This window comes from Mycolicibacter sinensis (assembly GCF_001667945.1).
In the GTDB taxonomy this organism is placed as follows: domain Bacteria; phylum Actinomycetota; class Actinomycetes; order Mycobacteriales; family Mycobacteriaceae; genus Mycobacterium; species Mycobacterium sinense_B.
Genome location: NZ_LZJK01000020.1, coordinates 66,874 through 91,851, shown reverse-complemented (window position 1 = coordinate 91,851; position 24,978 = coordinate 66,874). Strand labels below are relative to the sequence as shown.

Here is a 24,978-nt window from a genome sequence, read left to right as displayed (position 1 = left end):
TTCAGCGCAGGGTGAGCGTCACCGCTTGACCCAGTGCGGCACCGGCCACCGCCACCGCGGCGGTGGCCGGCAACGCCACCAGCACCACCCGATCGTCGTGGTTCTGTTTGTCCGACACCAGCACCACAATCCCGCCGGACGCCACCACCTTCGGCGCGCCCGGGGGGTCGGCCCCGTCGTCGGCGGTCACGACGTCGACGACGTCGCCGGGGCGAACCAGGTCGACCAGCGCGGCGTCGGCTGGGTGAACTCCCACGATGCGGGCGTCCGGCCCGGCGACCGCGTCGGTGAGCCGGCTGCCCAGAAGACGGACATCGGTGAGGACCTCGCCGCGGCGTGCCGGACCGGCCAGCGTGGCGGCCAACACCGACGACAGATCGGTCGCGGCACCGTCGGGAACCGTTCGCGCCGAGTGGTTTTCCAGCGCGACGTCAGCGGCGGTCAACGCCGTGCCGGGGGCCAGGTCGCGACTGGCTACCACCACGTCGACCCGGTCACCCTGCGGGTCGGAGCGGATCGCCGCGACGCCGGCCAACACGACCAGGGCGCCGGCGGCCGCCCGTCGTGCGCGCACCGTGCGGGCCCAGTCCGGGCGTAGCGCCTGCGAGACACGGGAGATCAACGTCGGGTTGAGCGACTCGCCCATGGCGACACGGTAGGTGGCCGGCCCGCCCGGGATCGTCGACCCGGGCGCCGGCTTGTGGATAACCCGTTACGCCGAGGCGGCAGCCGGGGTGGATGCGGCGTCGGCCTTGGGCTTGTCGGCGGACTTCGCGCCGCCGTCGCTGGAGGCCTTGGTGCCACCATCGCCGGAACCGCCGCTGCCGGAATCCGTTGACGTGGCCTTGGCCGAGCTGCTGCCGTTCGAGGACGTCTTCCCCGCATCCCGGCTGTCGGTGCGGTAGAAACCGCTGCCCTTGAACACGACACCGACCTTGCCGAAGATCTTGCGGAGGCGACCGTTGCACTCCTCGCAAGTGGTCAACGCGTCGTCGGTAAAGGCCTGGACCACGTCGAAGCGGTTGCTGCACTCGGTGCAGGCGTAGCTGTAGGTGGGCACGCGAACCTCCGTGGATCGAACAATCGGGTTAGCACTCTACCGTGCTAAGTGCTAGAACCGCTATCTGGCTGTCGGCATTCCAGCACCACCAGGCCTTTCCCCGGCATCAGGGCGTGGGTCATCGGCACGTCATGCGGTTCGGCGGGCAGATTGTCGAGCAGCTCCTCGTCACGTACGACGGCCACCAGCGGGATCTGCGGGCGGCGCAGCAGCAGGGAGCGGTCGTAGAAACCGGCACCGCGGCCCAGCCGCGCGCCCCGGCGGTCCAGCGCCAGCGCCGGGACCACGACCAGATCCGCTTCGGCCAGCGCCTCCGCCGGAAGCCACGGCGGCGCCGGTTCGAGCAGCCCGAACCGGGCGGGCACCAGGCTCCCGGTTCGGTAGTCGCCCCACATCAGCGCCAGCGGTGTGCCGTCGTCTTCGGTGCGCACCACCGGCAGCAGCACCCGGATTCCACGCTGCGTCAGCCCGTCGAGCATGGCGGCCGAACCGGGCTCATCGCCCACCGGCAGGTACGCGCAGACCATGCGGGCACCATCCGCCAGCCGCTGCAGGTGGCCGGCCAGCGCGCGGGCTTCGGCATCATGCACTTGAGGCGGTACCGCGCGGCGGGCTGCGAGCATGCGTGCGCGCAGCGCAGACTTAGCGGCCGCCACCCCGTTGTCGGTCACGCCTGTCAGCCTGTCAGCACCGGCTCGCCCGCCGCCAGGGGGAGGAGGCGGAGTCGATTGCGGTTATCGTGTGAGCAATGCCCACGCCGAAGGTTCCGATTCCGCGCACCGCCATTGTGCCCGCGGCGGGTTTGGGTACCCGCTTTCTGCCGGCGACCAAGACGGTGCCCAAGGAGTTGCTTCCGGTCGTCGACACCCCGGGAATCGAGCTGGTTGCCGCCGAGGCGGCCGAGGCCGGAGCCGAGCGGCTGGTGATCGTCACCTCCGAGGGCAAGGACGGCGTCGTCGCGCATTTCGTCGAGGATCTGGTGCTGGAAGGCACGCTGGAGGCGCGCGGCAAGAAGGCCATGCTGGCGAAAGTGCGGCGGGCCCCGCAGTTGATCAAGGTGGAGTCGGTGGTGCAAGCCGAGCCGCTCGGGCTGGGCCATGCCATCAGCTGCGTGGAACCCACCTTGTCCACCGACGAAGATGCCGTCGCCGTGCTGCTCCCCGACGACCTGGTGCTGCCGACCGGAGTATTGGAGACGATGTCGGCGGTGCGGGCGCGCCGCGGCGGCACCGTGTTGTGCGCGATCGAGGTCAGTCCCGACGAGGTCAGCGCCTACGGCGTTTTCGACGTCGAGCCCGTCCCCGACGGTGACAACCCGGATGTGTTGCGGGTCAAGGGAATGGTCGAGAAGCCCAAGGCCGCCGACGCCCCGTCGATGTATGCCGCTGCCGGCCGCTACGTGCTGGATCGGGCGGTGTTCGATGCGCTGCGGCGTATCGACCGCGGGGCCGGCGGGGAGGTGCAGCTCACCGACGCCATCGCGCTGCTGATCGCCGAGGGCCATCCGGTTCACGTGGTCGTACACCGCGGATCGCGACACGACCTGGGAAATCCGGGCGGCTACCTCAAAGCTGCGGTTGACTTTGCCTTGGATCGTGATGACTACGGTCCGGATCTGCGCCGGTGGCTGGTGGCGCGGCTGGGTTTGGCGGAGACCTGAGCAGACGCCGGCCCGGAATCGGACCCAGGCTTTGAGAAAGGCGCATCGTGCGTTCGGTTGAGGAGCAGCAGGCCCGGGTTTCGGCTGCCGCGGTGGCTCCGCGCCCGGTCCGGGTGGCGATCGCCGAGGCGCAGGGCTTGATGTGTGCCGAAGAGGTCATCGCCGAGCGGCCGATGCCCGCCTTCGATCAGGCGGCCATCGACGGGTACGCGGTACGTAGCGTCGACGTCTTCGGTGCCGATGCCATCGGTGACAGCTCCGAGGCGGCCGATCGCGATGCCGCCGCGGTCACCCTTCCGGTGCTGGGCACCATCGAAGCCGGGGCGCGCACACCCACCCGACTGCAGCCCAAACTGGCCACCCGGATCCAGACCGGCGCTCCGATGCCCACTTTGGCCGATGCGGTGCTGCCGTTGCGCTGGACCGACGGTGGCAATTCCCGGGTCCGAGTGCTGCGCGGCGTGCGCCCGGGCGACTACGTGCGCCGCGTCGGCGACGACGTGCAGCCCGGCGACGTCGCGGTACGCGCCGGCACGGTCGTCGGCGCCGCCCAGGTCGGGCTGCTGGCCGCCGTCGGCCGCGACCGGGTACTGGTCCACCCGCGTCCCCGGCTGTCGGTGATGGCGGTGGGAGGAGAGCTGGTCGACGTCACCCGCACACCCGGTAACGGTCAGGTCTACGACGTGGACTCCTACGCGCTGGCCGCCGCCGGCCGGGACGCGGGGGCCGAGGTGAACCGCGTCGGCATCGTCAGCAGCGAACCCAAGAAACTGCGCGAAGTGGTCGAGGGACAGCTCAACCGCGCCGAGATCGTGGTGATCGCCGGAGGGGTGGGCGGTGCGGCGGCCGAGGAGGTGCGGGCGGCGCTGTCGGACCTCGGCGAGATGGAGGTCGCCCGGATCGCGATGCACCCCGGTTCGGTCCAGGGCTTCGGGCAGCTGGGGCCGGAAGGGGTTCCGACGTTCCTGTTGCCGACCAACCCGGTCAGTGCGCTGGTGGTGTTCGAGGTGATGATCCGTCCGCTGATCCGGCTGTCGCTGGGCAAGCGCGAGCCGATGCGCCGGATGGTGCGGGCCCGCGCCCTGGGGCCGATCAGTTCGATGCCCGGGCGCAAAGGCTATCTGCGGGGCCAGCTGATGCGCGACCAGGAGACCGACGAGTACCTGGTGCAGGTGCTCGGGGCGTCCGGTGGCACCTCGTCGCACCTGCTGGCGACCCTGGCCGAGGCGAACTGCCTGGTGGTGGTTCCCGAGGAGGTCGAGCAGATCGCCACCGGCGAGCTGGTGGACGTCGCCTTTCTGGCGCAACGGGGCTGAGTCCGGGTAGATGCTGGTCAATCTGTGGCCCTTCAAGGCCGTCCAGCACCCCGGCTGGCCGACGGTGCTCGGGCCGTTGCGGGTTCCGGCGGGGGTGCTGCGGTTGCGCCCGGTGCGGATGCGCGACGGCGTGGCCTGGAGCCGGATCCGGTTGGCCGACCGGGCCCACCTGGAGCCGTGGGAGCCCAGCGTCGAGGCGGACTGGACCACCCGGCACAGTTCGGCCGCGTGGCCGCCGGTGTGTTCGAGCCTGCGCACCGAGGCCCGTTACGGCCGGATGTTGCCGTTCGTGATCGAGCTCGACGGCCGGTTCTGCGGTCAGCTGACGGTCGGCAACATCGCCCACGGTGCGCTCCGGTCGGCCTGGATCGGCTACTGGGTGTCCAGTTCGGTGGCCGGCGGGGGCGTGGCGACCGCAGCGGTGGCGCTCGGCCTCGACCACTGCTTCGGGCCGGTGGGGCTGCATCGGGTGGAGGCCACCGTCCGGCCGGAGAACGGGGCCAGCCGGGCGGTCTTGGCCAAGGTCGGCTTTCGGCAGGAGGGTCTGCTGCAGCGCTACCTCGACGTCGACGGAGCGTGGCGGGACCACATCCTGGTGGCGATGACGGTCGAGGAGGTGACCGGGTCGGTGACCGCGACCCTGGTCCGGTCGGGTCGGGCCGCGTGGACCTGAACGAATTAAGCCCTCGTGTTGCCCGTGTGATAGTTGTGACTATCGAGGTCAGCGAGTAAATTACAACTGTGTAATTGGCTCGGCGCGCCAACCGGGGCCGTGTGGGTCAGGAGACCTAGCCTTGGCTGGGAAAGGAGCAGGCCACCATGCCCAGCATCCCGCAATCGTTGCTCTGGATCTCACTGGTCGTCCTCTGGCTGTTCGTACTGGTGCCGATGCTGGTCAGCAAACGAGACGCGGTGCGGCGCACCAGTGACGTGGCATTGGCGACCCGTGTGCTGACCAGCGGCGCCAGCGCCCGTCTGCTCAAGCGCGCCGGCCCGGCCGCCGGTCACCGCAGCGACCCCGACTGGCAGCGCAGCGCTGCCGACGCCGAACTCGACGACATCGAGGACTCCGACGACGACGCGCCCGCCGAACCGGCCGGCAGCGGATCGCGGGTGTTCGCCGCCACCGTCGGCGAGCAGGGCGAACTCGACTACCTCGACGTCCTGGACGTCGAAGTCGTCGCCGAGGACCCCGACGTGTTGCCGTTGTCGGAAGCGGGTCTGGCTGCCGAGGCCGAAGCCCAGGCACGCGCTCAGGCCGAAGCTCGGGCGCAAGCCGAGGCCGAGGCTCAAGCTCAAGCCGAAGCCGAGGCTCGGGCGCAAGCCGAGGCCGAAGCGGAAGCCGAAGCCCAAGGCGAGGCCGAGCCGGAAGATGTCGCCGAGACCGAGGGCTACGAGTACGAATACGTCGAGGACAGTTCGGGTTTGGAGGCCGAGGCCGACACCCCGACGCCTGCGGCGGCGCGGCCGCGCCGTTACGACACCAAGACGGCCGCCGCTGTCAGCGCCCGCAAGTACGAGTTCCGCAAGCGGGTGCTGATGTCGCTGGCGGTGGTCCTGGTGTTCTCGGCGCTGATGGCGTTCACCGTGGTGCCGAGCGCGTGGTGGGTCTGCGGCGGTGCGGCCGGGGCGACCGTGCTCTACCTGGCCTACCTGCGCCGGCAGACCCGCATCGAGCAGCAGGTGCGCGCGCGGCGGGCACGGCGAGCGGAGCGGCCACGGGCGCAGCGCGAGAACGTCCACCCGGAGGCGTTCGAGGTGGTGCCGTCGCGGCTGCGGCGGCCCGGCGTAGCGGTGCTGGAGATCGACGACGAGGACCCCGTCTTCGAGCACCTGGAGTACACCGCGTCCGCCCGCGAGTACGACTGGCGCGGCGACCTGCCCCGGGCATCGGGTCAATAGCGTCTCGGTTTCAGGAGACCGGCCGGGGGCTGGTAGCCTGCTAGCGGTCAGGGGCTATGGCGCAGTTGGTAGCGCGACTCGTTCGCATCGAGTAGGTCAGGGGTTCGATTCCCCTTAGCTCCACAGAGTTTGATCGGGTCACGACGGCGCCGCGCCGTCAACCTTGCAAGGCCCGGTCCGCATCGTAGGGCGGGCCGAGGAATCGCCGTACCGCAGCCTTTTCCGCGTCGCCGTCCTTGAGCGGCCAGTACCAGAGCGCCAGGAACACGCGGATGAGCCACTGCGCGGCCAGCGGGTCGGGATTGTCGGCGCCGACCATTTCACCGGCGAAGCGGGCGATGACGGGCGAATCGGTCAGCCACCCGGTACCGGGCGGGCCGGTCATGGAGCCCATGATCTTGGCCAGCGGATCGGCCCGCATGCGCTGCAAGGCGACGGTGGTGGCGGTAACGATGCGCTCCGAGCCGGTCAGCCCGGTGATGGCGTCGCGCACCGAGTCGAGGATGCGTTCGGCCTGCCTGCTCAGCACCGCGTCCCGGATCGCGGCCTTGCCGCCGACATGGCGGTAGATCGTCGCCGGCGAACAGTGAACCCTGGCCGCCAGCGCGTCGATGGAGAAGCCGTCGTAGCCCTGCCGCGACATCAAATCGGCTGCCGCTGCGTAGATCCGTTCCGCACCCGCGCTGCGCCGATCCCGGCCGATCAGCCAGTCGTTCGCCACCGCGATCACCCACTTTCCCGCGGCGGAATCATGACGTGATTTTCTCACAATGAGAAGAATTTCAAGTGAATTCTCAGCGCCGGTGCTGGTCGGCGCGGCGGGCTGAGAACGACGATCCGCACCGAACCCGCACGGGTTTGCAAGTTCGGCCCACAGCGTTGACGCAGGTCACGGGGCCATTCAGCCTTAGGGTATGCGTGCAGTGGTGGACCCCAACGACTTCTTCGGCACCGCCATCCAGGACCCCTACCCGCTCTATGAGGCCATGCGCAGCCGCGGCGGAGTGAATCGGATCGGCGACTCGGTGTTCTACGCGGTCTGCGGCTGGGACGCCCTGGTGGAAGCCGTCGAGCGCGTCGAGGACTTCTCGTCGAACCTGACCGCGACCATGGTCTACCACGACGACGGGACCGTCACACCGTTCGAGATGGGCCAGCTCGGTGGGCCGATGCAAGTGCTGGCCACCGCCGACGATCCGTTGCACGCGCAGCATCGGAAGTTGCTGCTGCCGCATCTTTCCGCGAAGCGGGTGCGCGTGATCGAGGAGTTCGCCGAGGCCACCGCGAAGCGGCTGTGGGCCGAGGCCAGCGGTGACGGGCGCATCGAGTGGATGAGCGCGATGGCCAACCGGCTGCCCATGATGGTGGTCGCTCGCCTGCTCGGGCTCCCCGACGACGACGTCGACGAGCTGATCCGGCTGGGATATGCGACCACCACGCTGCTCGACGGAATCGTCAGCGAGGATCAGCTCTCAGCCGCCGGCGTGGCGGCCATGGAGTTGTCCGCCTATGTGCTCGAGCACTTCGAGAAGGCCACCGAGAACCCCCAACCGGGCCTGATCGGTGATCTTGCCGCGCGGACTAAATCCGGTGAGCTGGAACAGCTTCCGGCGCTGGCCGTCATGATCACGTTGTTCAGCGCCGCCGGTGAGTCCACCGCTTCGTTGCTCGGCAGCGCCGCCTGGATTCTGGCTGAGCGCCCCGCCGTGCAGGAGCAACTGCGGGCCCATCCCGAACTGCTGGGGGCGTTCATCGAGGAGACCCTGCGATTCGAGTCGCCGTTTCGCGGCCATTACCGCCATGTGGTCAAAGACACCACCCTGGCCGGTGTCGAGCTGCCCGCTGATTCGCGCCTGCTGTTGGTGTGGGGCGCCGCCAATCGCGATCCCGAGCACTTCGACACCCCCGAGGAGTTCCGGCTCGACCGCAGCGCGTTGAAGGGGCACGTGGCCTTCGGCAAGGGGGCGCACTTCTGCGTCGGCACCCCGCTGGCCCGCCTGGAGGCTCGGGTCGTCCTGCAAACGCTGCTCGAACAGACCACCTGGATCGAGGCGGCCGAGGTCGGCCGGTGGTTGCCCAGCATCTTGGTGCGCCGCCTCGAACGACTGGAGCTGGACCTGCGCTGACGGCGCTCAGGGGTGCGCGGTGAGATAGGTCGGATTGTCCAGCCCGGCTGTCAGTTCCGTCACGTCGAACGCCCGGTCCAGTCGCGAAGCCAAGGCCTTCGGGTCGATCAGCAGGCTGATCTCAGCGGTCTGCCGGGCGATCAGGCGCCCGATCAACGGGTAGAGCCGGCGCATGATCGCCCGCTCGACCGACGTACAACGCGACGCGCAGTAGCCGACATGGCCGATCTCATCGGTGAGGATCTCGCTGTAGAGCAACGTGATTCGCTGCGCGACGTCGGGTTCGTCGGCGAACAACTCGACGCCGACACGGCGTAGCTCGTCGAACATGATGCAGCCCGCCATCTCTGCGGCCCCGACGAACATGAAGCCCAGCCGTTCGGGGAGAAACACGCTGGTTTTGACGAACTGGCGCATCACAAACGGCGGGGGGACGACCTGGAAGGGCAGGCCGAATACGTCGAGCGCGTAGGCCAGCAGCCGGGTGTGATAGTGCTCTTCCAGCTCGAGGTAGACGTTCTCGGGCGGCAGGCTCTCGTCGCTGTTGCGCCCGTAGGTCTCACCGAGTCCGACACCGAACCGCTCCGCCTGGTTGAGTTTGGCCGTCGCCAGCAGGAACAGCATCTTCGGGTCCAGGCCCGGTTCGGGCCGTCGGCGTCGCAGGTTGCGAAGAAAGGTCGGGCGGTCGGCGGGGTGAGCCGAACGCACGGGATTGGCCTCAAGCTCGTCGAAGAACGTTTCCCGGTTGGACAACCGCCGGTTGAGTAGGTCCGCTTCGCCATCACGTTCGGCCAAGTAGTCCCGGTAGCCCTCGATGCCGCTGCGATTCATCGGATCTCCATTCCCTTGACGATCGTCGTGACGTAACGGTCCAGCTGCGCAGCATCGTGCGCACCGGTGGCCAGCAGGGCGAACAGCCCGGTCAAAAAGAAGGTTCCGAGTTCGGCCGCATCGAGCTCCGGGGAGACTTGCCCCGACTTCTGCGCGCGGCCGATCAGGCCCACCAGAAACTCCGCGAGGGGGTGTTGCGCCAACTCGTCATCGACGGGGCGGGCGGAGGAGAAGTGCAGGCCGAGCATGTCCCGGAAGACCACGGCTCCCAACCGGCGTTTGGCTTTCAGGGCGTGCTGGACGAGTTGCGAAAGCACGGAAGCCAAATCGCCGTCGGCCGCGCCGAGTTCGCGGACGATCCGGGTCTCCGCGTTGCGCTCGACCTCGATCAGGACGTGCTCCTTGGTGGGGAAGTGGAAGTAGAACGTTCCCCGCACCACACCCGCTGCCGCGGCGATGGCGCTGACATCGGCGCCGGCCAGCCCGTGTTGCGCGATCTCGGCCAGCGCGGCATCGAAGAGGCGTGCGCGGGTCTCGAGGCGCCGCGCCTCGCGGATACCCCCGGTTACCGATGGCGGCGCGCTCAGCTCACCCGGTGCCTGCATGCCCGCACCGTACGCCTATTGCTGACGACCGTCAATGACAGGCGTCAGTGTATTGGTGGCTGCAGCCCCGGCCGGCTCACACCGCGTGGGTGAGCGCGGAAATCAGCAGCCCGATCAATTCTTCGGACCACACGCCGAACCCGTCGACCGTCATAGTGCCGTCGATGAGGTCTTTGGTGTGCTCGAAAAAGGAAGTCGGATCTCCGAGGAATTGGAGAGTGACCAGGCTGTGGAGATCGTCGTTGAGCTGCGTTTCGATCGGCTCCTGATCGAGCCCGACCATTCCGTAGTAGCCGTACATCGTGAAGTCCCAAGCGGTCGCAAGTCCCCAGCTGAACACCCCGCCCGTGATCGGATCGTCGGTCATTGCGTGGAAGAACGTGCCGATGTCTCTGACCAGCGGGTAGAAGATGCCCAACTGGTCTGCGGCCTCCGAGTACATCTGGTGGCCGCTCTGCCCGATCTCGTCTCCCAGGTCGGGTAGGGGCACCGAGTCGTTCGGGTTAGGCAGGTGAGCGTTCGGAATGAAATCCACCCAACGCACGAAATAGGAATGGTAGTAACTGAAAACGGCCGTCGGTGAATAGTCGTGCAGCTCCAGGAGTATGTTCTGCGGCCCGCCGGTGTTGAGGATGTTATACATCTGGTCTGTCGTGTAGCCAAAGTTGTAGCCGTCTAACGCTATTGCTTCGGCGAGTTGGTGCGTATCCGCCAGCGTGGTTCCCGGGTAGCCCGCGTCGATGTAGATCCAGTGCAGTGATTTGGCGATACCGTCGATAGCGCTCGCGACTTCAGTGGCGTCGGGCAGCGCGGTGAGGTTGACCGGGGCGCTGAAGAAAAGCGGTGCGCCCGCTGACGTCGAGGCCGCGCCGGCTCATGGCGCCACGATCGCCGCGGCGAGCGCGGCCGCGGTGGCGGCCCGCGTCCACCGCCGCGCATTCCCAACTGCGGCCCACGCTCCAAGTTTGCTGATGTTTGTGCAGTTCCCCACGTCCCCCGCCCTTCAAAGTAGACAAATTTCTGTTATTGGGTAGCACGCTACTGAGCAGTAGGCAAGGATTTCTCAGCTGAAGCTTTGCGAAAAATAGGTTGGATGGAGAGGCTTGATTCGGGCCTCCTGCCGGTCGCCGGGCCGACGTTCACGACGGCGTTCCCTGGGCCTGCGTCGGTAGGCTTTCAATTCGTGGCCACCAAGCCGGGCATGTCCGAGTACGAGCGCAAGGCCTGGGAAGCGCTGCTGGATGCGGCCACCGGCGCCGAGCGATCCGGCCGGTTCGCAACCCTGAGCCAGGGCATCAGGCAACGCGCCGTGCAGGTGGCCGCTCAGGCCCGCTCGACCGTCGAGCAAGTCCCGGGCGCCACCGCGGCTATCGGCACGCTCGACGATCTGATGACCAAGGCGATGGAGACCCTGCACACCGTGCTGGTGCAGCGGGGACTCAATTCGGTCAAGCCGGACAACGTGTTTGCGATGTTCGCCGACGAGGGTGTCGTGGTGGCGTCCTACGACCAGGTGCGGCAACTCGACCTGCAGCAGTGCGACCGCTCGGTTCCGCGGCGCAAGGAGCGCTACCTCGCGCTCGCGGTGGCCGGAGGTGCCGCGTCGTCGCTGGCGGTGACGGGTTCGGTGGTGTCGAGCGCGGTCACCGGCGGTACCAGCATGACGGTCGCGGCGTCGGCGGTCGTCGCCGACGTCACCGCCGTCATGGTCGGGATGGGCCGCATCGTGGCTTTGGTCGCGGCGCACTATGGTTACGACGTCCGCGAGCCGGACGAGCAGGCCTTCGCCTCGGGGGTGCTCGCCTATTCCGTCGCCGGTGACTCGGTGGAGAAGGCCGCGGCGCTGGCGTCGCTGTCACGGTTGACCCAGCAGATGATGCGTCAAAGGTCATGGCGCCATCTCAAGCCGCAGCAAGCGGACAACGTGATCCAGCAGGTCTCGGTGGCGCTGGGATTTCGGATGGCCAAACACAGGCTGGCGCAGGCGGTCCCGGTCTTGGGTGCGGTCGTCAACGGCGGGCTCAACGCCCGGATCGCCCATCGGACATTCGAGCGGTCCCAGCAGGCCTATCGGTTGCGGTTTCTCACCGAGAAGCACGACCTCGACGCCGGTCAGTGGGCACCGGTGGAGGTAGCAAGCAGCGTCGTCGACATCCCGCTGGTCGACGAGGTGCTCGATGCGGAGCTCGATCCGAAACCCGGTGACGCCGAGGGTGTTTAGCCGGGCAGGCTCCGGCGAAGACGAATCAGGTCAGGGTGTCAGGGCACAGTTCGTGTTGGGCGATGTCGATCACCGGGCGCAGATTCACCGTGAGGTCATCGACCATGGACGGCCCCCCGAACGACGGCCGGCGCGGGAACGTCGCGATGATCTGGTCGACCGTGGCGCCGCTGCGCAACTGGTTGCAGAAACGGTGCCCCGCCGACAGCCGCGCATTGGGCGGACCGGACCGGTAGACCCCGTTGGCATCCAGGGCGGCGATGTAGCTGGCGTCGTCGGCGTAGGCCGGTGCGCTGCCGAGCAAGGCGATGGCGGCGCTCCCGACGAACACGGCCGCAACCAGAATCCGATTCATACCGGCGATGCTAGGCGAAACGACGTTGACTCTGCGTCCATGGCGCAAAAGTGCGAGTGCACCGCGCCATGGACGCAGAGTCAACAGGGTTAAATCAGGCCGAGCGCGGTCATCGCGTCGGCAACCTGGATGAAGCCGGCGATGTTGGCGCCGACCACGTAGTTGCCGGGCGCACCGTACTCGTCGGCGGTCACCAGGCAGCGGTGGTGGATGCTCTGCATGATCGCGGCCAGGCGCTGCTCGGTGTACTCGAAGCTCCAGGAGTCCCGCGAGGCGTTCTGCTGCATCTCCAGCGCGCTGGTGGCCACCCCACCGGCGTTGGCCGCCTTGCCCGGGGCCACCGTCACGCCGGCTTCAGTGAACAGCTTGACGGCCTCCGGGGTGCACGGCATGTTGGCACCCTCGGCGACGATCTTGCAGCCGTTCTTGGCCAGCGTGGCGGCGTGGCTGCCGTCGAGCTCGTTCTGGGTGGCCGAGGGCACCGCGATCTGGCAGGGCACGTCCCAGATGGAGCCGCCGTTGACGAACTGCGTCGCGCCGCCGCGGGCGGTGGCGTAGGCCTCGATCCGCTCGCGCTTGACCTCCTTGATCTCCTTGAGCAGCTCCAGGTCGATGCCCTTCTCGTCGACGATGTAGCCGCTGGAGTCCGAGCAGGCCACCACGGTGCCGCCCAGCTGGTGGATCTTCTCGATCGCGTAGATCGCCACGTTGCCCGAACCGGAGACCACGGCCCGCTTGCCCTCAAACGAGTCCTTGGCCGTCTTGAGAATCTCGTCGGCGAAGAACACCGCGCCATAACCGGTCGCCTCGGTGCGGACCTGTGAACCGCCCCAGCTCAGGCCCTTGCCGGTCAGCACTCCGGACTCGTAGCGGTTGGTGATGCGCTTGTACTGGCCGAACAGGTAACCGATCTCGCGGCCGCCGACGCCGATGTCACCGGCCGGGACGTCGGTGTATTCACCCAGGTGCCGGTACAGCTCGGTCATGAACGACTGGCAGAACCGCATGATCTCGTTGTCCGAGCGGCCCTTGGGGTCGAAGTCCGAGCCGCCCTTGCCGCCGCCGATCGGCAGGCCGGTCAGCGAGTTCTTGAAGATCTGCTCGAAACCGAGGAACTTGATGATCCCCAGGTACACCGACGGGTGGAAGCGCAGCCCGCCCTTGTACGGGCCCAGGGCCGAGTTGAACTCCACCCGGAATCCGCGGTTGATCTGCACATTGCCGGCGTCGTCGAGCCAGGGCACCCGGAAGATGATCTGGCGTTCGGGTTCGCACATCCGGCGGATGACCGCGCTGTCGACATAATCGGGGTGCTTGGAAACCACCGGCCCGAGGCTGCTGAGCACCTCGAAGACCGCCTGGTGGAATTCCGCCTCACCGGGGTTGCGCCGCAGCACCTCGTCATAGATGTCGTGCAGCTTCGGATTCAGTTCGCTCATATTTTGTGATCTCTTCCTCGCGTGTCGCTGTCAGCGGGCACAGGCTAGCCGCCAAAATCGCGAACGCCGAATCCTGTCCGTTACGTCGCTGTTAAATCATTACCGGTCCCGGTGCACCGGTTAGCCTGGATTGGCGAACAAAGGCGGAGCAATCCATGGTGATGTCGCGGCGAGACCGGGTGATTAAGACGCTACCCGTCATCGAGCTCGCGGCGATGGAGATCTTCGCCGGATGCACCGACGCAGACCTGAGGCCGCTGGCCACCGACCTGCAGCCGCTGCAGGCCACCGCCGGAATCGAACTGATGCGGCAAGGCGAGCGGGCCGTGTCGTTCCTGCTGATCTCGTCCGGTTCTGCCCAGGTCAAACACCTGGGAGACGACGGCGCGGTGGTCGTCAACGAGGTCTCGGCCGGGATGGTGGTCGGGGAGATCGCCCTGCTGCGCAAAGGCCGCCGAACCGCGACGGTCACCACCTCGACACCGCTGACCGGCTGGATCGGTGACGAGCGGGCCTTTCACGCCATGGTGCAGATCCCGCAGGTGATGGACCGGCTGGTGCGCACCGCGCGCCAACGGCTGGTCGCCTACATCGAGGCCGTGCCGATCCGGGCCCGCGATGGCAGCGAGTTGTTGCTGCGGCCGGTGTTGCCCGGCGACGGTGCGCGCACCGTCGCCGGCCATGTCAAGTTCTCCAGTGAGACGCTCTACCGCCGGTTCATGTCCACCCGCATCCCGAGTCCGGCGCTCATGCACTACTTGTTCGAGGTCGACTACGTCGACCACTTCGTCTGGGTGGTCACCGAGCCGGACGGCTCGATCGTCGCCGACGCGCGTTTCGTCCGGGACACCGAGAACCCGACCGTCGCGGAGATCGCGTTCACCGTCGGCGACAGCTATCAGGGCCGGGGGATCGGCACCTATCTGATGGGGGCGGTGGCTGTCATCGCCCGGTTGGAGGGCATCGAGAAGTTCAGCGCGCGGGTGCTGTCGGAGAACGCCCCGATGCGCGCCATCCTGGATCATTTCGGCGCCTACTGGGTACGCGACGACCCCGGCATCGTCACCACCGTGATCGACGTACCCGGCAACGATCAGCTGCCATTCGGTCCCGATGTCGCCGACCAGATCAAAGAGGTTGGCCGCCAAGCGATCCAGGCCGTGGGGTGACCGTCGCCACTGGGCAGGTCGGGCGTTGGGTAGATTAGCTGCGATGTTGAACCTTCGCGCGGTGCTGGCAATCGGTTGTGTCAGTTTGCTCGCCGCCTGCAGCTCCGGCCCCGGTGAGGTGACCGCCGACATCAGCAAGGTGGCCGACATCAAGTCCTCCTTCGGCCCGGAGTTCCAGGTCAAGAACATCGCGCGCACCGGGCTCGACCCAAAGTTGCTGGCGGGCAACACGTTGCCGCCGGGCCTGAAGTTCGAACCCGCCGACTGCTCGCGGTTCGCGGTCAGCCAACAGCTGCCGCAGGGTGTGCAGGGCAACATGGCCGCCGTGGCCGCTGAGGGCAACGGAAACCGCTTCATCACCATCGCGTTGGAGACCTCTGAGCCGGTCTCGCTCAGCGAGCCGGGACGATCCTGTCGCCGGATCGGGTTCGCCGGGGACCGGATGCGCGGCTTGGTCGAAACGGTCGAGGCGCCGCGCATCGACGGGGTGCAGACCCTGGGGGTGCACCGGGTGGTTGAGGCCGTGGCCGGCGGCAAGGCACGGATCGGTGAGCTCTACAACTACTCGGCGTATTTCGGCCCCTACCAGGTGCTCGTCACCGCCAACCCGCTGGTGGCGCCCGACAAGCCCGTCATCCCCGTGGACACCCAACGCGCCCGCGACCTGCTGGTGGCCGCGGTGAACGCGATCCGGGGCTAGGCGGTCAGCGCACGCCGCGTGGTCGGAACTGGATGCTGATCCGCGGGCCGGTCGGGGTAGCCGTCTTCGGAATGGAATGCTCCCAGGTCCGCTGGCACGAGCCGCCCATCACCAGCAGGTCGCCGTGGCGCTGAGGTAACCGCAGCGCAACACCCCCGCCGCGGGGGCGCAGCGCCAACGTGCGGGTGGCGCCGATGCTGACGATCGCCACCATGGTGTCGTGGTGGGCGCCGCGGCCGAGGGTGTCGCCGTGCCAGGCCACGCTGTCGGCGCCGTCGCGGTACAGGCACAGCCCCACCGTGGTGAACGGCTCGCCGAGTTCCCCGGCGTAGATGTCGTTGAGCCGGCGGCGCAGCCTGGCGATCGCGGGATGCGGCGCTTCCTCGGCGGCCAAGTCGTGGAAGCTGACCAGCCGGGGCACGTCGAGCACCCGGTCATACATCCGGCGGCGCTCGGCCCGCCAGGGGATGGCTTTCCCCAGTTCGTTGACCAAGTCGGCGTCGGCCTCGGAGAGCCAGCCCGGGCGGACGTCGAGCCAGGCGCCGTCACCCAGCTGCCGGCGTTCGCTCAGGTCGAACAGCGACTCCTGTACCGGTATCGCCACGACCCGCAGTCTATCGCACACCAGTTCGATTGGCGAGCGGCTACGACCAGCTGGGCAGCCAGATCTCCATGTTCCAGGTGGCCGGTGAGATCGGCACTCCGGTCAATATCGGGTACAGCCAGGCGAAGTTGGTCAGCACGACAGCGACGTAACAGCTCACCGCGAGCAGCCCGAGGGTCCAGCGCTCCGGCGTGCCGCTGCGCCCGTCTTGGATGATGTCGCTGCAGATCAGCGCCAGCAGCACCGCCAGGAACGGCGCCATTGGCACCGCGTAAAAGAAGTACATCTGCCGGTCGATGTCGGCGAACCACGGCAGCCAGCCGGCGCAGTAGCCGACCAGCGCGGCGGCGTAGCGCCAGTCATGCCGCACCAGCGTTCGCCACAACGCGTAGCCCAGCACCGGCACGGCGAGCCACCACATCGCCGGCGTGCCCACCAGCATCACCGCCTTGACGCAGGACTGGGCGCCGCAGCCGGGAACGTCGTGCTGGTCGATCGCATAGAGCACCGGGCGCAGCGACATCGGCCACGCCCACGGCTTGGACTCCCACGGGTGGTGGTTGCCGGCGGCGTTCGTCAGGCCGGCGTGGAAATGATACGCCTGATAGGTGTAGTGCCACAGCGAGCGCAGCGCGTCCGGCACCGGGAACCGGCTCTCCAACCCGATCGACTGGCCTTCCTCGTGGCGATCCACCCCGGTCTCGGAGGCGAACCACGCCGCATACGACGCCAGGTACACCCCGAGGGGAATCAGCGCCATGGCATAGACGGTGGGCACGACATCACGGCGCAACGTCCCCAGCCACGGCCGGCGCACCCGGTACTGCCGGCGGGCGGCGACGTCGAACGCCAGCGACATCGCCGCGAAGAACACCACGAAATACAGCCCGGACCACTTGGTGGCGCAGGCCAATCCGAGCAGCACCCCGGCGCCGAAGCGCCACCAGCGCACGCCCAGCCGCGGGCCCCAAGGCGTTGCGCCGCAACGGCCCTCGGTCAGCACGGCGTGCATCCGCATCCGCACCTGGTCGCGGTCGACGATCAGCGCCCCGAACGCCGCCACCACGAAGAACGTCAAGAAGCCGTCCAGCAGCGCGGTGCGCGCGGCGACGAAACTGACCCCGTCGCCGACCAGCAGCAGCCCGGCGACCCCGCCGGCCAGCGTCGAACGGGTCATCCGCCGCACGATCCGCACCAGCAGTGCTATCGCGAGCACCCCGAGCAGGGCACTGGTGAATCGCCAGCCCAGCCCGTTATAGCCGAACAGTGCTTCGCCGATCGCGATCAGCTGCTTGCCGACCGGCGGGTGGACCACCAGGCCGTAGCCGGGGTTGTCCTCGACGCCGTGGTTGTGCAGCATCTGCCAGGCCTGCGGCGCATAGTGCTTCTCGTCGAAGATCGGTGTGCCGGCGTCGGTCGGGGTGTAGAGGTTGGCGAACCGGGTCACCGCCGCCAACGTGGTGACCGCCGCGGTCACCGCCCAGCCGCGGGCGCGGTCGGTCGGCCCGAAATCGGCCACCGGCACCAGCAGTCCGGGGCTGATCACGGGGGCGGTGCGCTCCAGCACGGCCGCGGAGCTGGTAGCGGTCGGAGCGCTCATCCCCACGATCGTAGGCTGTGCGCCATGCCCGATGGTCGATTGCTGCTCGGTGCCACTCCGCTCGGGCAGCCCGCCGACGCGTCGCCCCGGCTGATCGCGGCACTGAGCACCGCCGACGTGGTGGCCGCCGAGGACACCCGGCGGGTGCGGACGCTGGCCAAGGCCCTCGATGTGCAGATCGGCGGCCGGGTGGTCAGCCTGTTCGACGCCAACGAGGCGACGCGGGTGCCGACGCTGCTCGCCGACATCGAGGCCGGTGCCACCGTGCTGGTGGTCAGCGACGCCGGGATGCCGCTGATCAGCGACCCGGGGTATCGCCTGGTGGTCGCCTGCGTCGACGCCGGCCTGCCGGTGAGCTGCCTGCCCGGCCCGTCGGCGGTGACGACGGCGCTGGCGGTGTCCGGCCTGGCCTCGGAGCGGTTCTGCTTCGAGGGATTCGCCCCGCGCAAGCCGGCGGCGCGGCGGGCGTGGCTGGCGTCGCTGGGCGACGAACGGCGCACCTGTGTGTTCTTCGAATCGCCGCGGCGGCTGGCCGACTGCCTGCGTGATGCGGTCGACGAACTCGGCGGCGACCGGCGGGTGGTGGTGTGCCGGGAGCTGACCAAGACCCACGAGGAGGTGCTACGCGGGACGCTGGCCGAGCTGGCCGAGTGGGCCCTCGGCGGCGTGCTGGGGGAGATCACCGTGGTGCTGGCCGGGGCGACCCTGCGCGCCGATCTGGACACGCTGGTGGACGAGGTCAACCGGCTGGCGGGTGACGGCATGCGGGTCAAAGACGCCTGCGCGCAGGTGATCTCCGCAGCGCCGGGGGCGGTGTCACGACGCGCACTCTACGACGCGGTGCTGCGTTCCCGGGACTGATCGGCGGGGTTAGAAGCTGCGCCGGTAGGAGTGCCAGTCGTCCGCTGCCGGGAGGCGCGCGACCATCCGGTTCACCGCGGTTGCGATATTGTCTGCGGTTCCCGGAGCTACGACCATCCATTGCCCGCCCGCTGAAGCGGTGTGCTCGACGACCACGCGGCCCTCCGGGGTGTCGATGATGGTCACTGCACCGGGTTCAACGTGGGTTCGCGTGGGGCGGCCGGTTTCAACGCCCGCTTGCAGCGCGACGATCGATGTCTGGTTCGACTGCTCGGGGTCCGCGGCGCTCTGCAGAATCCGCAACTGCGCAGCGCCCATCGGTTGCTTCGTGAGAAACGTGTGGAGGCTGTCCGGACTGGCCGCTGCGGCTCTCACCTCGGCCGCGTCCAAGGGATCACGCCCTGAGTACACAACTCGTGGGCCACGGGATGCGCCATAGCCATCCGTGCGGTCTCGATGTCCGGCAGTGTCGGCCGCAGTGCCAACTCCGGGGGCAGCGACTCGACACCTGCCAGGACCTGCAGCACCCACAGGCCGTCAATAGTCGTTGTCAGCACAATCGTTTGCTCGTTGTCGTCACCGCGTTGCCAGCCGAAATCCACTGTAGTGGCTGGAAATCAGCAGTCCGGACAAATGCGCGACTTGTACTCGCTCGTTCTGCTCGACATCGGTCTCTACGATGGCAGCATATTGGCAGGATGAGCTCACGTTGCCGGAAGGGCAGGAGGTCCTGCTGGAGGGCCCAGATTCTTGATCTTGGATTCGACCTTGGAAGAGCCGCTGGCCGCGGACCTCGCTGCTCTGACTGATACGGCGCGCGAGTCGTTCATTGCCGCGGCCATCGCGGGCTGATAGCGCCACCCCGGCGAGCAGACCGAGGGGTTGTCGAGACAGTGAGGGTCTGTTCCGGCTTGGGTGCCTCTACCGACGGCAAATGAATGGTAGGCCGACCCGGCTTTATAGCTGTGGTTGGTGTAACACCCACATCGCCTGCTCACCCGAATCCGCCAGCAGCCTACGATGGCTGTGTGACTGCGACAGACGGGGAGCGAGCATTCTCGGCACGTGAGGAGGTGCTGCTCCGGAGCCTTGATGACACGGTTGAGCTCGGTCTGGTCCATGAATGCGTCGCGCAGGCCAACCCGGACGAGGTCCTGTCAGTCGTCCAGGAGAAGACCTTGGGATTGATTCGCTCGCTGGTCGACGATGGGTTATTTGAAATCGGCGACGAAGGCAATGGGCTTTTTGTCGTCTGGGATTTGTCGGTGGACGAGGCCATTCGGCGGATCCGCGACGTCTACGTCGGCCAATTTGATGATCAAGATGCATGGTATTTCTTCAGTAGGCTAAAGCCCACTGTCAAGGGCGAACAGGTCGCTGAGGGGCTTGGAGAAAATGCCGGATATTTCGCGCCACCCTCAGCCGAAGAAATACACAGCGAGCAGCAGCGACTTGCTTCAGCAGCGTCCTTGGTCGGCGTCTTGGCAGACTATGTTGACGATTTGAGCGTAATCGATGCCGGCGCGGTACCTATGTGGTTGACACAATTGGATCTTCCCGCGAGGTGGCAGTTTGCCCGAGCTGACTACGATGGCGTCGGCCCCGCCCGGTTTGCGGTTTACGGCCCGCAGGCTGACGGTCGCTGGAGTGCTTGTGAAACACTTGCCCTGTTCAGCTTCACCGGTTGCCCACCGGCACAAGTCGTCTACGACAATTCTGCCTGCACGCTGCGAGATCTCAGAGCGCCGCTGGGAGATGCGTTGAGCTTTCTTGAGCCCACAATTACCGAGCCGCTGAGTAACGGTTTCCCACCGGACATGATCGCCGTGCGCACGAGCGGATCCTTCGTATTCTGTCAGCGCTGGATGTGGGCGCAATTCAACACCTATATCGCTTGCTCGGCCGCAGCTGGCCAGAGTCGTATGCTTCAGCAGGTGCTGTACGTTGATTCGACACTGCAAAAATCGCTGGCCGCCGACATCGCCTACCTCGGCCATACCGTTCGCCAGGTATTCACCGCTGCAGCCAGCGCGCCCTGATGTCACAGGGCAAGATTCTCGGTGAAGCTATGCCGGTGATAGTGCCGCCGCAGCGAGCAGGCCGAGGATCGCCCAGATGGTGAGGGTTTGTTGCGGCGGCGGGGGCTCTACCGTCGGCAGACGAACGACGGGGCCTCCGGGATCTGGCTGCACCGGTATGGGTGCGGGTGCCGGCGCCGGCGCGGGAGCCGAAGCTGGTGGTGGAGGCCTCTTCTCCATCGGTAGGTGGACCTTCATTTTTTCGCCATCTGGGTAAACGATGTCAATCGTCACACCTCCGGAACCACTCTCGGTGCGAATGCCGATCCTGGTCCCATCTTCAAGGATTTGCCATTCTCCTTTATATCCGGGTTTGAGGGGAAGCGGTGTCGCATTCTCGGTTAATTCCCGATAAAGCTCCCAAATTTCTGCGGGCGTATTAAGTTGTTTTGAAATTTTCGGGTTTCTGCCGGGCGGGAGCGGATCTACCCGGCTGTGTACGTCGTCGGCGTTATGTACCGACAGCCCATGCACAGAGCCTTCCGAGGGGTCGATGGTGTGCGGAGGCTCGCTTGGGGGTGGCGGTGGCGGTGGCGGTGGTGGCTGTGGCGCCTCAGCCGGCGGCACAACCAGGGCTTGCGGAACCGGTCCAGGCGTGCCGAAGCCGGGTATCGGGCTACTGCCTGACCCACCGGGGGTCAGCAGCGCGCCAGGAGCCGGGTAGGTGTAGGAGAGCGGAGGAGGAGGCGATTCCGGCAACGGCGGGCTGGGCCGCGGTGGTGGACTGGGTGTGGCGGGCGATGCCGGTGCGGGGGTAGCCAGTGCGGGGGCCGGAGCTGGTGACTGCGGAGTCGGCGGAGGGGACGGCTGCGGTGGCGGGTTGAGCGGTTGCAGTTCGGTCGGGCTGGGCTGGGGGAGCGGATGTTGCTGCAAGGCAGCGGCACTGAGCATTTGTGGCAATCCGCCCACGGTCGCCGGCATCGAGAACGGCTGGGCGGGACGGGCAAATTGTGTCAAGCCGGCGCCGGGGTAGCCGCCGGAACTCGGCCCGATGCCCATCGCGGGCCGCGCAACCGCTGTGGCTGGTGCCGACGCGGTCTGTGGTGCCAGGGCAGTCGTATTCGCCGGGCCGTTGATAACAGCGGTTGGTGGCGGCTGTTGATACATCCCCACCGGCGGCGGATGCGGTGATGTTGGGGATGGCGGTCGCAATTCTTGCAACTGTTTCGGTGGTGCGGGCTGCACCGGCGGGGTGGGTTTCAGGTGGGCGGCTTGGCTCATCGTGTCGGTTGCCGATCGGTGAGCCAGGCGCATCGCGGCTCCTGTGACTCCGTCGTCGTCGGGAACCGCTGCCTCCGGCGAGGTCGCCGTGGTGGCCGTCGGGGGCGGAGTCGCCAGCGCCGCCATGCTTGACCGCAGCACGGTGCCGTAGCTTGCGCCCGCTGCGGCGTTGGTGGGCCACATGTGCCCGAAGTAGTCGCCGTTGAGCGCCGCGATCCGCGGGGTCAGCGCACCGAAGCATCGTGGATTGGCCTCCACGTCGCTGGCCTCCTGCTGACGGTTGGCCAGCGCGTCCTTCGCCGGAACCATCGTGCTCACCGCACTGTGGTAGGCCTGCACCGCCGCCATGATGATCGGCGGTTTCTCCGCGGCCCAGTCAGCCAGCGCCGCCAGGTCCGTATTCATCCGCTGATGCGAACCTTGGGCAGCCGTCGCGCCCGATCCCGCCCAGGCCGTGCCGAAGGTGGCAGTCGCGTTCGCCCGTGATGTCGCCACGACAGCCTGCAACCGTTCGGCATGTGCGCTCAATTGCTCGGCGTGTGCCACCGTCGGTGTTGAACCCGCTCCCGAGGTCAACACCGCATGGTTTTCCTCTGGGCTGAAAGCCGGCCACAAATGCGACACGAGAGATCCGCTACAGCGCCACCGCCGCTGCTCTCGCAGCCTCGCTCACCACGGTCGCCGCCACTGCGGTCGACTGGCTTGCCGCAAACATCTCGCGACTTATGCCATGTTCGGCGGCAGCGGCCAGGAACGCCGCACCCAGTGCGTCCAATACTGCGGCGAATTCCACAGAATCCGCATCAGCGCCCATCGGGATAGCTCCCAGCAACCCCGGCGCACCCGCTGCGGTGCCTGCCCCCATGACCGAGGCCAGTCCCGACTCAGCATTGGCCGACGCTGCCACCACCGCGGGCTGCATCGAAAACGTCATCGCCCGGCCCTCCCGTGTCGGTGTGCGCCTGTGGTTTGGTGCTCGACTTTACCGTGTTAAAACTTCGGGTGCGGTGTCCCGCCGGGAGCTCTACGACGCGGTGCTGCGTTCCCGGGACTGATCGGCGGCGACGATCGACGCGGCCTTGTGTAGGCACTCCTGCCATTCGGCGTCGACGTCGGAGTCCGCGGTAATCCCGCCGCCCACCCCGAGAACCGCGCCGCCGTCGGCGTCGAACTCCACGGTGCGGATCGCCACGTTGAGCTCACAACCGGCCACCGGGGACGCCAAACCAACGGTTCCGCAGTAGATTCCGCGACGACTCGGCTCCCACTGCGAAAGCAGCTGGCGGGCACGGAGTTTGGGGGTCCCTGTCACCGATGCGGGCGGGAACGCCGCATCCAGCAGGGCCGCCATACCCAGCTGCGGCGGCACCCGGGCCGACACCGTCGACACCAGATGCCACACCCCTGGCGCGGGCCGCACCGCCAACAGTTCGGGCACCGTGACGGTGCCGGTGATCGCCACCCGGCCCAGATCGTTGCGCACCAGGTCCACGATCATGATGTTCTCCGCGACGTCCTTGGTCGAGGCGCGCAGCGCCGACGGGCGGGCATCGGCCGGCAGCGTGCCCTTGATCGGGCTGGAGGCCACCACCTCGCCGCGCCGGCGCAAGAACAGCTCCGGGGACAACGAGGCCACCGCGCCCCAGTCACCGCCCAGATAGGCCGCCCGCGCGGGACCGGTGCGGGCCACCGCGTCGGCGAAGAAGTCCAGCGGGGCACCGGTGACGGTTCCGGTGAAGCGGGTGCACACGCACGCCTGATAGACCTCACCGGCCCGGATGGCCTCCAGGCAGGCCAGCACGCCGGCGCGGTGCGCCCGTCGATCCGGGGTCTCCCAGAAGATGCGACAGCCGCGGGCCGGCGCGGGCGTCGTGAGCGCCTCGGTCAGCCAACCCGGCATCGGCGCGCCGGACAGGCTCTCGAACCACCACTGTCCGCCGGCGTCCTGACGCAGCACACAGTCGGTCCAGCCCCCGGCCGCCTCCGGGATCCGGGAAGCCCGGCCGTCGGCGCCGGGATCGGGGTAGGCCAGGTAGCCGATCCAGCCGCCGCCCACCGCATCGCACCCCGCACCGGTGGGCACATCGAAGACGGCCGCCGCGTCCACCGGTTCGACCGCCACGCTGGGCGCGATCACCGCCCGCGCGTCGAACCATTCGCCGGTCAGCGCGGCCGGCGGCGGCAGCCCGCACCGCCCGGCGGCGTCGCCGAGCGCGCGCAGCACCTCCGGTGCCGTACCCAGGCCGCCGAGCCGCTCGATTCGCACCGCACTAGCTTGTCAGACGTTGGCGCTGCGGGTGATCTCCCGGGCGGCCGCCAGCGCCACCAGCTTGTCCGGGTTGCGCATCGCGTAGAAGTTGGTGATCAGGCCGTCGACGATCTCGACGGTGAACACGCCCTCGAGGCGGTCGGCGCTGTAGAGCAGCACCGCGGGCGCGGAGTTGCAGACCCCCAGATCCACCCGGACGTCGGGTAACTGCGCCCCTTGCCGCAACAGCCCGATGACGGCCCGGGCGACCTTGTCGGCGCCGACGATCGGCCGGCGCGCCGCGCTCGCCTTGCCGCCGCTGTCGGCGGTCCACACCACGTCGGGGGAGAGCATCGACAGGACGGTCGCGATGTCTCCGCCCGCCGCCGCCGTCATGAACTGCTGCGTGATGCGCGCGTTCTCCGCCGGGTCCGCCGGGGTGAAGCGAGGTCGCCGGGCCTGAACGTGGCCGCGGGCCCGATGTGCGACCTGACGCGCCGCGGTGGGTGATTTGCCCACCGCGGCGGCGATCTCGTCGTAGTCGAACCCGAACACCTCGCGCAGCACGAACACCGCGCGTTCGTCAGGGCTGAGCGTCTCCAGCACCACCAGCATCGCCATCGACACCGATTCGGCGAGCACGACGTCGTCGGAGGGATCCTGCTCGTCGAGCAGCAGCGGCTCGGGCAGCCACGGGCCGATGTACTCCTCGCGGCGGCGGGCACCCGCCCGCAGCGCGTTGAGCGCCTGGCGGGTGACCAGCTGGGCCAGATAGGACTTGGCGTCGCGAACCTCGGCCAGCTCCACCTCCGCCCACCGCAGATAGCTGTCCTGCAGGACATCATCGGATTCGATTGCCGAACCGAGGATTTCGTAGGCGATGGTGAACAACAGCGGCCGCAGCTCGGTGAACCGCTCGGCTTTAGCAGCGGTCCCAGCTTCGCCTCTCCTTCGTCGAGGCTCGCTGAACCGCTGGGCTTTA

The 24,978-nt window shown here is 67.9% G+C and carries 26 protein-coding genes and 1 tRNA gene; 11 read left to right on the top strand and 16 right to left on the bottom strand.

From position 1 onward, the window contains the following. Nucleotide 1 precedes the first annotated feature (1 nt). The 3 genes from A5694_RS01760 to A5694_RS01750 form a co-directional block, all read right to left on the bottom strand. Entirely contained in the window at nucleotides 2–646 is a 645-nt protein-coding gene (locus A5694_RS01760; protein ID WP_064920127.1) for an SAF domain-containing protein, read from the bottom strand. Nucleotides 647–712: 66 nt separating this feature from the next. Then, on the bottom strand, nucleotides 713–1,060 hold the full coding sequence (locus tag A5694_RS01755; protein ID WP_064920126.1) for an FmdB family zinc ribbon protein: 348 nt from the start codon (nucleotides 1,058–1,060) through the stop codon (nucleotides 713–715). Between the two features lie 44 nt (nucleotides 1,061–1,104). Further along, nucleotides 1,105–1,731 (bottom strand): 5-formyltetrahydrofolate cyclo-ligase, encoded by a 627-nt coding sequence (locus A5694_RS01750; RefSeq protein ID WP_082952463.1) that lies wholly within the window; start codon nucleotides 1,729–1,731, stop codon nucleotides 1,105–1,107. Between the two features lie 77 nt (nucleotides 1,732–1,808). Between A5694_RS01750 and A5694_RS01745 the strand changes: the two genes are divergently transcribed. From A5694_RS01745 to A5694_RS01725, 5 genes are all read left to right on the top strand, one after another. Then, on the top strand, nucleotides 1,809–2,720 hold the full coding sequence (locus A5694_RS01745) for a UTP--glucose-1-phosphate uridylyltransferase (protein ID WP_064920125.1): 912 nt from the start codon (nucleotides 1,809–1,811) through the stop codon (nucleotides 2,718–2,720). A 47-nt stretch (nucleotides 2,721–2,767) separates the two neighbouring features. Further along, a complete protein-coding gene (gene glp, locus A5694_RS01740) occupies nucleotides 2,768–4,036 on the top strand; it encodes a molybdotransferase-like divisome protein Glp (RefSeq protein WP_064920124.1) in 1,269 nt (422 codons plus the stop codon). A gap of 10 nt (nucleotides 4,037–4,046) precedes the next feature. Then, complete coding sequence (locus A5694_RS01735) at nucleotides 4,047–4,709, top strand: GNAT family N-acetyltransferase (protein ID WP_019735458.1); 663 nt, start codon at nucleotides 4,047–4,049, stop codon at nucleotides 4,707–4,709. A gap of 146 nt (nucleotides 4,710–4,855) precedes the next feature. Continuing rightward, entirely contained in the window at nucleotides 4,856–5,938 is a 1,083-nt protein-coding gene (gene sepX / locus A5694_RS01730) for a divisome protein SepX/GlpR (RefSeq protein ID WP_064920123.1), read from the top strand. 50 nt (nucleotides 5,939–5,988) lie between these two features. Further along, nucleotides 5,989–6,061: transfer RNA gene (locus tag A5694_RS01725), tRNA-Ala, on the top strand. 34 nt (nucleotides 6,062–6,095) lie between these two features. On the opposite strand, the gene A5694_RS01720 is transcribed toward A5694_RS01725, so the two are convergent. Continuing rightward, nucleotides 6,096–6,668, bottom strand: a complete 573-nt coding sequence (locus tag A5694_RS01720) for a TetR/AcrR family transcriptional regulator (protein ID WP_019735460.1) — start codon at nucleotides 6,666–6,668, stop codon at nucleotides 6,096–6,098. 184 nt (nucleotides 6,669–6,852) lie between these two features. Between A5694_RS01720 and A5694_RS01715 the strand changes: the two genes are divergently transcribed. Then, entirely contained in the window at nucleotides 6,853–8,064 is a 1,212-nt protein-coding gene (locus A5694_RS01715) for a cytochrome P450 (RefSeq protein ID WP_064920122.1), read from the top strand. Between the two features lie 6 nt (nucleotides 8,065–8,070). Here the strand turns inward: A5694_RS01715 and A5694_RS01710 are convergent, their stop codons facing one another. The 3 genes from A5694_RS01710 to A5694_RS01700 form a co-directional block, all read right to left on the bottom strand. Next, nucleotides 8,071–8,895, bottom strand: a complete 825-nt coding sequence (locus A5694_RS01710; RefSeq protein ID WP_064920121.1) for a hypothetical protein — start codon at nucleotides 8,893–8,895, stop codon at nucleotides 8,071–8,073. Next, complete coding sequence (locus tag A5694_RS01705; protein WP_064920120.1) at nucleotides 8,892–9,500, bottom strand: TetR/AcrR family transcriptional regulator; 609 nt, start codon at nucleotides 9,498–9,500, stop codon at nucleotides 8,892–8,894. Before A5694_RS01705 ends, A5694_RS01710 begins: the two co-directional genes overlap by 4 nt. A 76-nt stretch (nucleotides 9,501–9,576) precedes the next feature. Continuing rightward, complete coding sequence (locus A5694_RS01700; protein ID WP_064920119.1) at nucleotides 9,577–10,143, bottom strand: hypothetical protein; 567 nt, start codon at nucleotides 10,141–10,143, stop codon at nucleotides 9,577–9,579. Between the two features lie 540 nt (nucleotides 10,144–10,683). Between A5694_RS01700 and A5694_RS01695 the strand changes: the two genes are divergently transcribed. Further along, complete coding sequence (locus A5694_RS01695; protein ID WP_064920118.1) at nucleotides 10,684–11,721, top strand: EcsC family protein; 1,038 nt, start codon at nucleotides 10,684–10,686, stop codon at nucleotides 11,719–11,721. A gap of 25 nt (nucleotides 11,722–11,746) precedes the next feature. Here A5694_RS01695 and A5694_RS01690 read toward each other — a convergent pair whose 3' ends face one another. After that, a complete protein-coding gene (locus A5694_RS01690) occupies nucleotides 11,747–12,076 on the bottom strand; it encodes a DUF732 domain-containing protein (RefSeq protein ID WP_064920117.1) in 330 nt (109 codons plus the stop codon). A gap of 89 nt (nucleotides 12,077–12,165) precedes the next feature. Beyond that, complete coding sequence (gdhA, locus tag A5694_RS01685) at nucleotides 12,166–13,515, bottom strand: NADP-specific glutamate dehydrogenase (RefSeq protein ID WP_064920116.1); 1,350 nt, start codon at nucleotides 13,513–13,515, stop codon at nucleotides 12,166–12,168. Between the two features lie 155 nt (nucleotides 13,516–13,670). On the opposite strand from gdhA, the gene A5694_RS01680 reads away from it, so the two are divergent. Next, nucleotides 13,671–14,684: a GNAT family N-acetyltransferase gene (locus A5694_RS01680; protein WP_064920115.1), complete on the top strand. Its 1,014-nt coding sequence runs from the start codon at nucleotides 13,671–13,673 to the stop codon at nucleotides 14,682–14,684. 43 nt (nucleotides 14,685–14,727) lie between these two features. Next, the gene (locus tag A5694_RS01675; RefSeq protein WP_064920114.1) at nucleotides 14,728–15,384 is read left to right on the top strand and encodes a DUF5642 family protein; all 657 of its coding nucleotides are present in this window, start codon (nucleotides 14,728–14,730) and stop codon (nucleotides 15,382–15,384) included. Between the two features lie 4 nt (nucleotides 15,385–15,388). On the opposite strand, the gene A5694_RS01670 is transcribed toward A5694_RS01675, so the two are convergent. Together A5694_RS01670 and A5694_RS01665 are read right to left on the bottom strand one after the other, a co-directional pair. Beyond that, on the bottom strand, nucleotides 15,389–15,988 hold the full coding sequence (locus A5694_RS01670) for an alpha-ketoglutarate-dependent dioxygenase AlkB (protein ID WP_185746634.1): 600 nt from the start codon (nucleotides 15,986–15,988) through the stop codon (nucleotides 15,389–15,391). A gap of 40 nt (nucleotides 15,989–16,028) precedes the next feature. After that, nucleotides 16,029–17,588, bottom strand: coding sequence for a dolichyl-phosphate-mannose--protein mannosyltransferase (locus tag A5694_RS01665; protein ID WP_064920112.1), 1,560 nt, complete (start codon nucleotides 17,586–17,588; stop codon nucleotides 16,029–16,031). Nucleotides 17,589–17,612: 24 nt separating this feature from the next. On the opposite strand from A5694_RS01665, the gene rsmI reads away from it, so the two are divergent. Then, nucleotides 17,613–18,449, top strand: coding sequence for a 16S rRNA (cytidine(1402)-2'-O)-methyltransferase (gene rsmI / locus A5694_RS01660; RefSeq protein ID WP_064920111.1), 837 nt, complete (start codon nucleotides 17,613–17,615; stop codon nucleotides 18,447–18,449). Nucleotides 18,450–18,458: 9 nt separating this feature from the next. Here rsmI and A5694_RS22310 read toward each other — a convergent pair whose 3' ends face one another. Further along, nucleotides 18,459–18,839, bottom strand: a complete 381-nt coding sequence (locus A5694_RS22310; protein ID WP_234786473.1) for an ESX secretion-associated protein EspG — start codon at nucleotides 18,837–18,839, stop codon at nucleotides 18,459–18,461. A 638-nt stretch (nucleotides 18,840–19,477) separates the two neighbouring features. Here A5694_RS22310 and A5694_RS01645 point away from each other — a divergent pair. Next, a complete protein-coding gene (locus A5694_RS01645; RefSeq protein WP_131809476.1) occupies nucleotides 19,478–20,488 on the top strand; it encodes a hypothetical protein in 1,011 nt (336 codons plus the stop codon). Between the two features lie 27 nt (nucleotides 20,489–20,515). Here the strand turns inward: A5694_RS01645 and A5694_RS22305 are convergent, their stop codons facing one another. From A5694_RS22305 to sigJ, 4 genes are all read right to left on the bottom strand, one after another. Then, the gene (locus tag A5694_RS22305; RefSeq protein ID WP_082952461.1) at nucleotides 20,516–22,372 is read right to left on the bottom strand and encodes a PPE domain-containing protein; all 1,857 of its coding nucleotides are present in this window, start codon (nucleotides 22,370–22,372) and stop codon (nucleotides 20,516–20,518) included. A gap of 10 nt (nucleotides 22,373–22,382) precedes the next feature. Next, nucleotides 22,383–22,682: a PE domain-containing protein gene (locus A5694_RS01640; RefSeq protein WP_064920107.1), complete on the bottom strand. Its 300-nt coding sequence runs from the start codon at nucleotides 22,680–22,682 to the stop codon at nucleotides 22,383–22,385. 90 nt (nucleotides 22,683–22,772) lie between these two features. Beyond that, nucleotides 22,773–24,014, bottom strand: a complete 1,242-nt coding sequence (locus tag A5694_RS01635) for an aminodeoxychorismate synthase component I (RefSeq protein WP_064920106.1) — start codon at nucleotides 24,012–24,014, stop codon at nucleotides 22,773–22,775. Between the two features lie 12 nt (nucleotides 24,015–24,026). Beyond that, the gene (gene sigJ, locus A5694_RS01630; protein ID WP_234787893.1) at nucleotides 24,027–24,890 is read right to left on the bottom strand and encodes an RNA polymerase sigma factor SigJ; all 864 of its coding nucleotides are present in this window, start codon (nucleotides 24,888–24,890) and stop codon (nucleotides 24,027–24,029) included. Nucleotides 24,891–24,978: the final 88 nt, after the last annotated feature.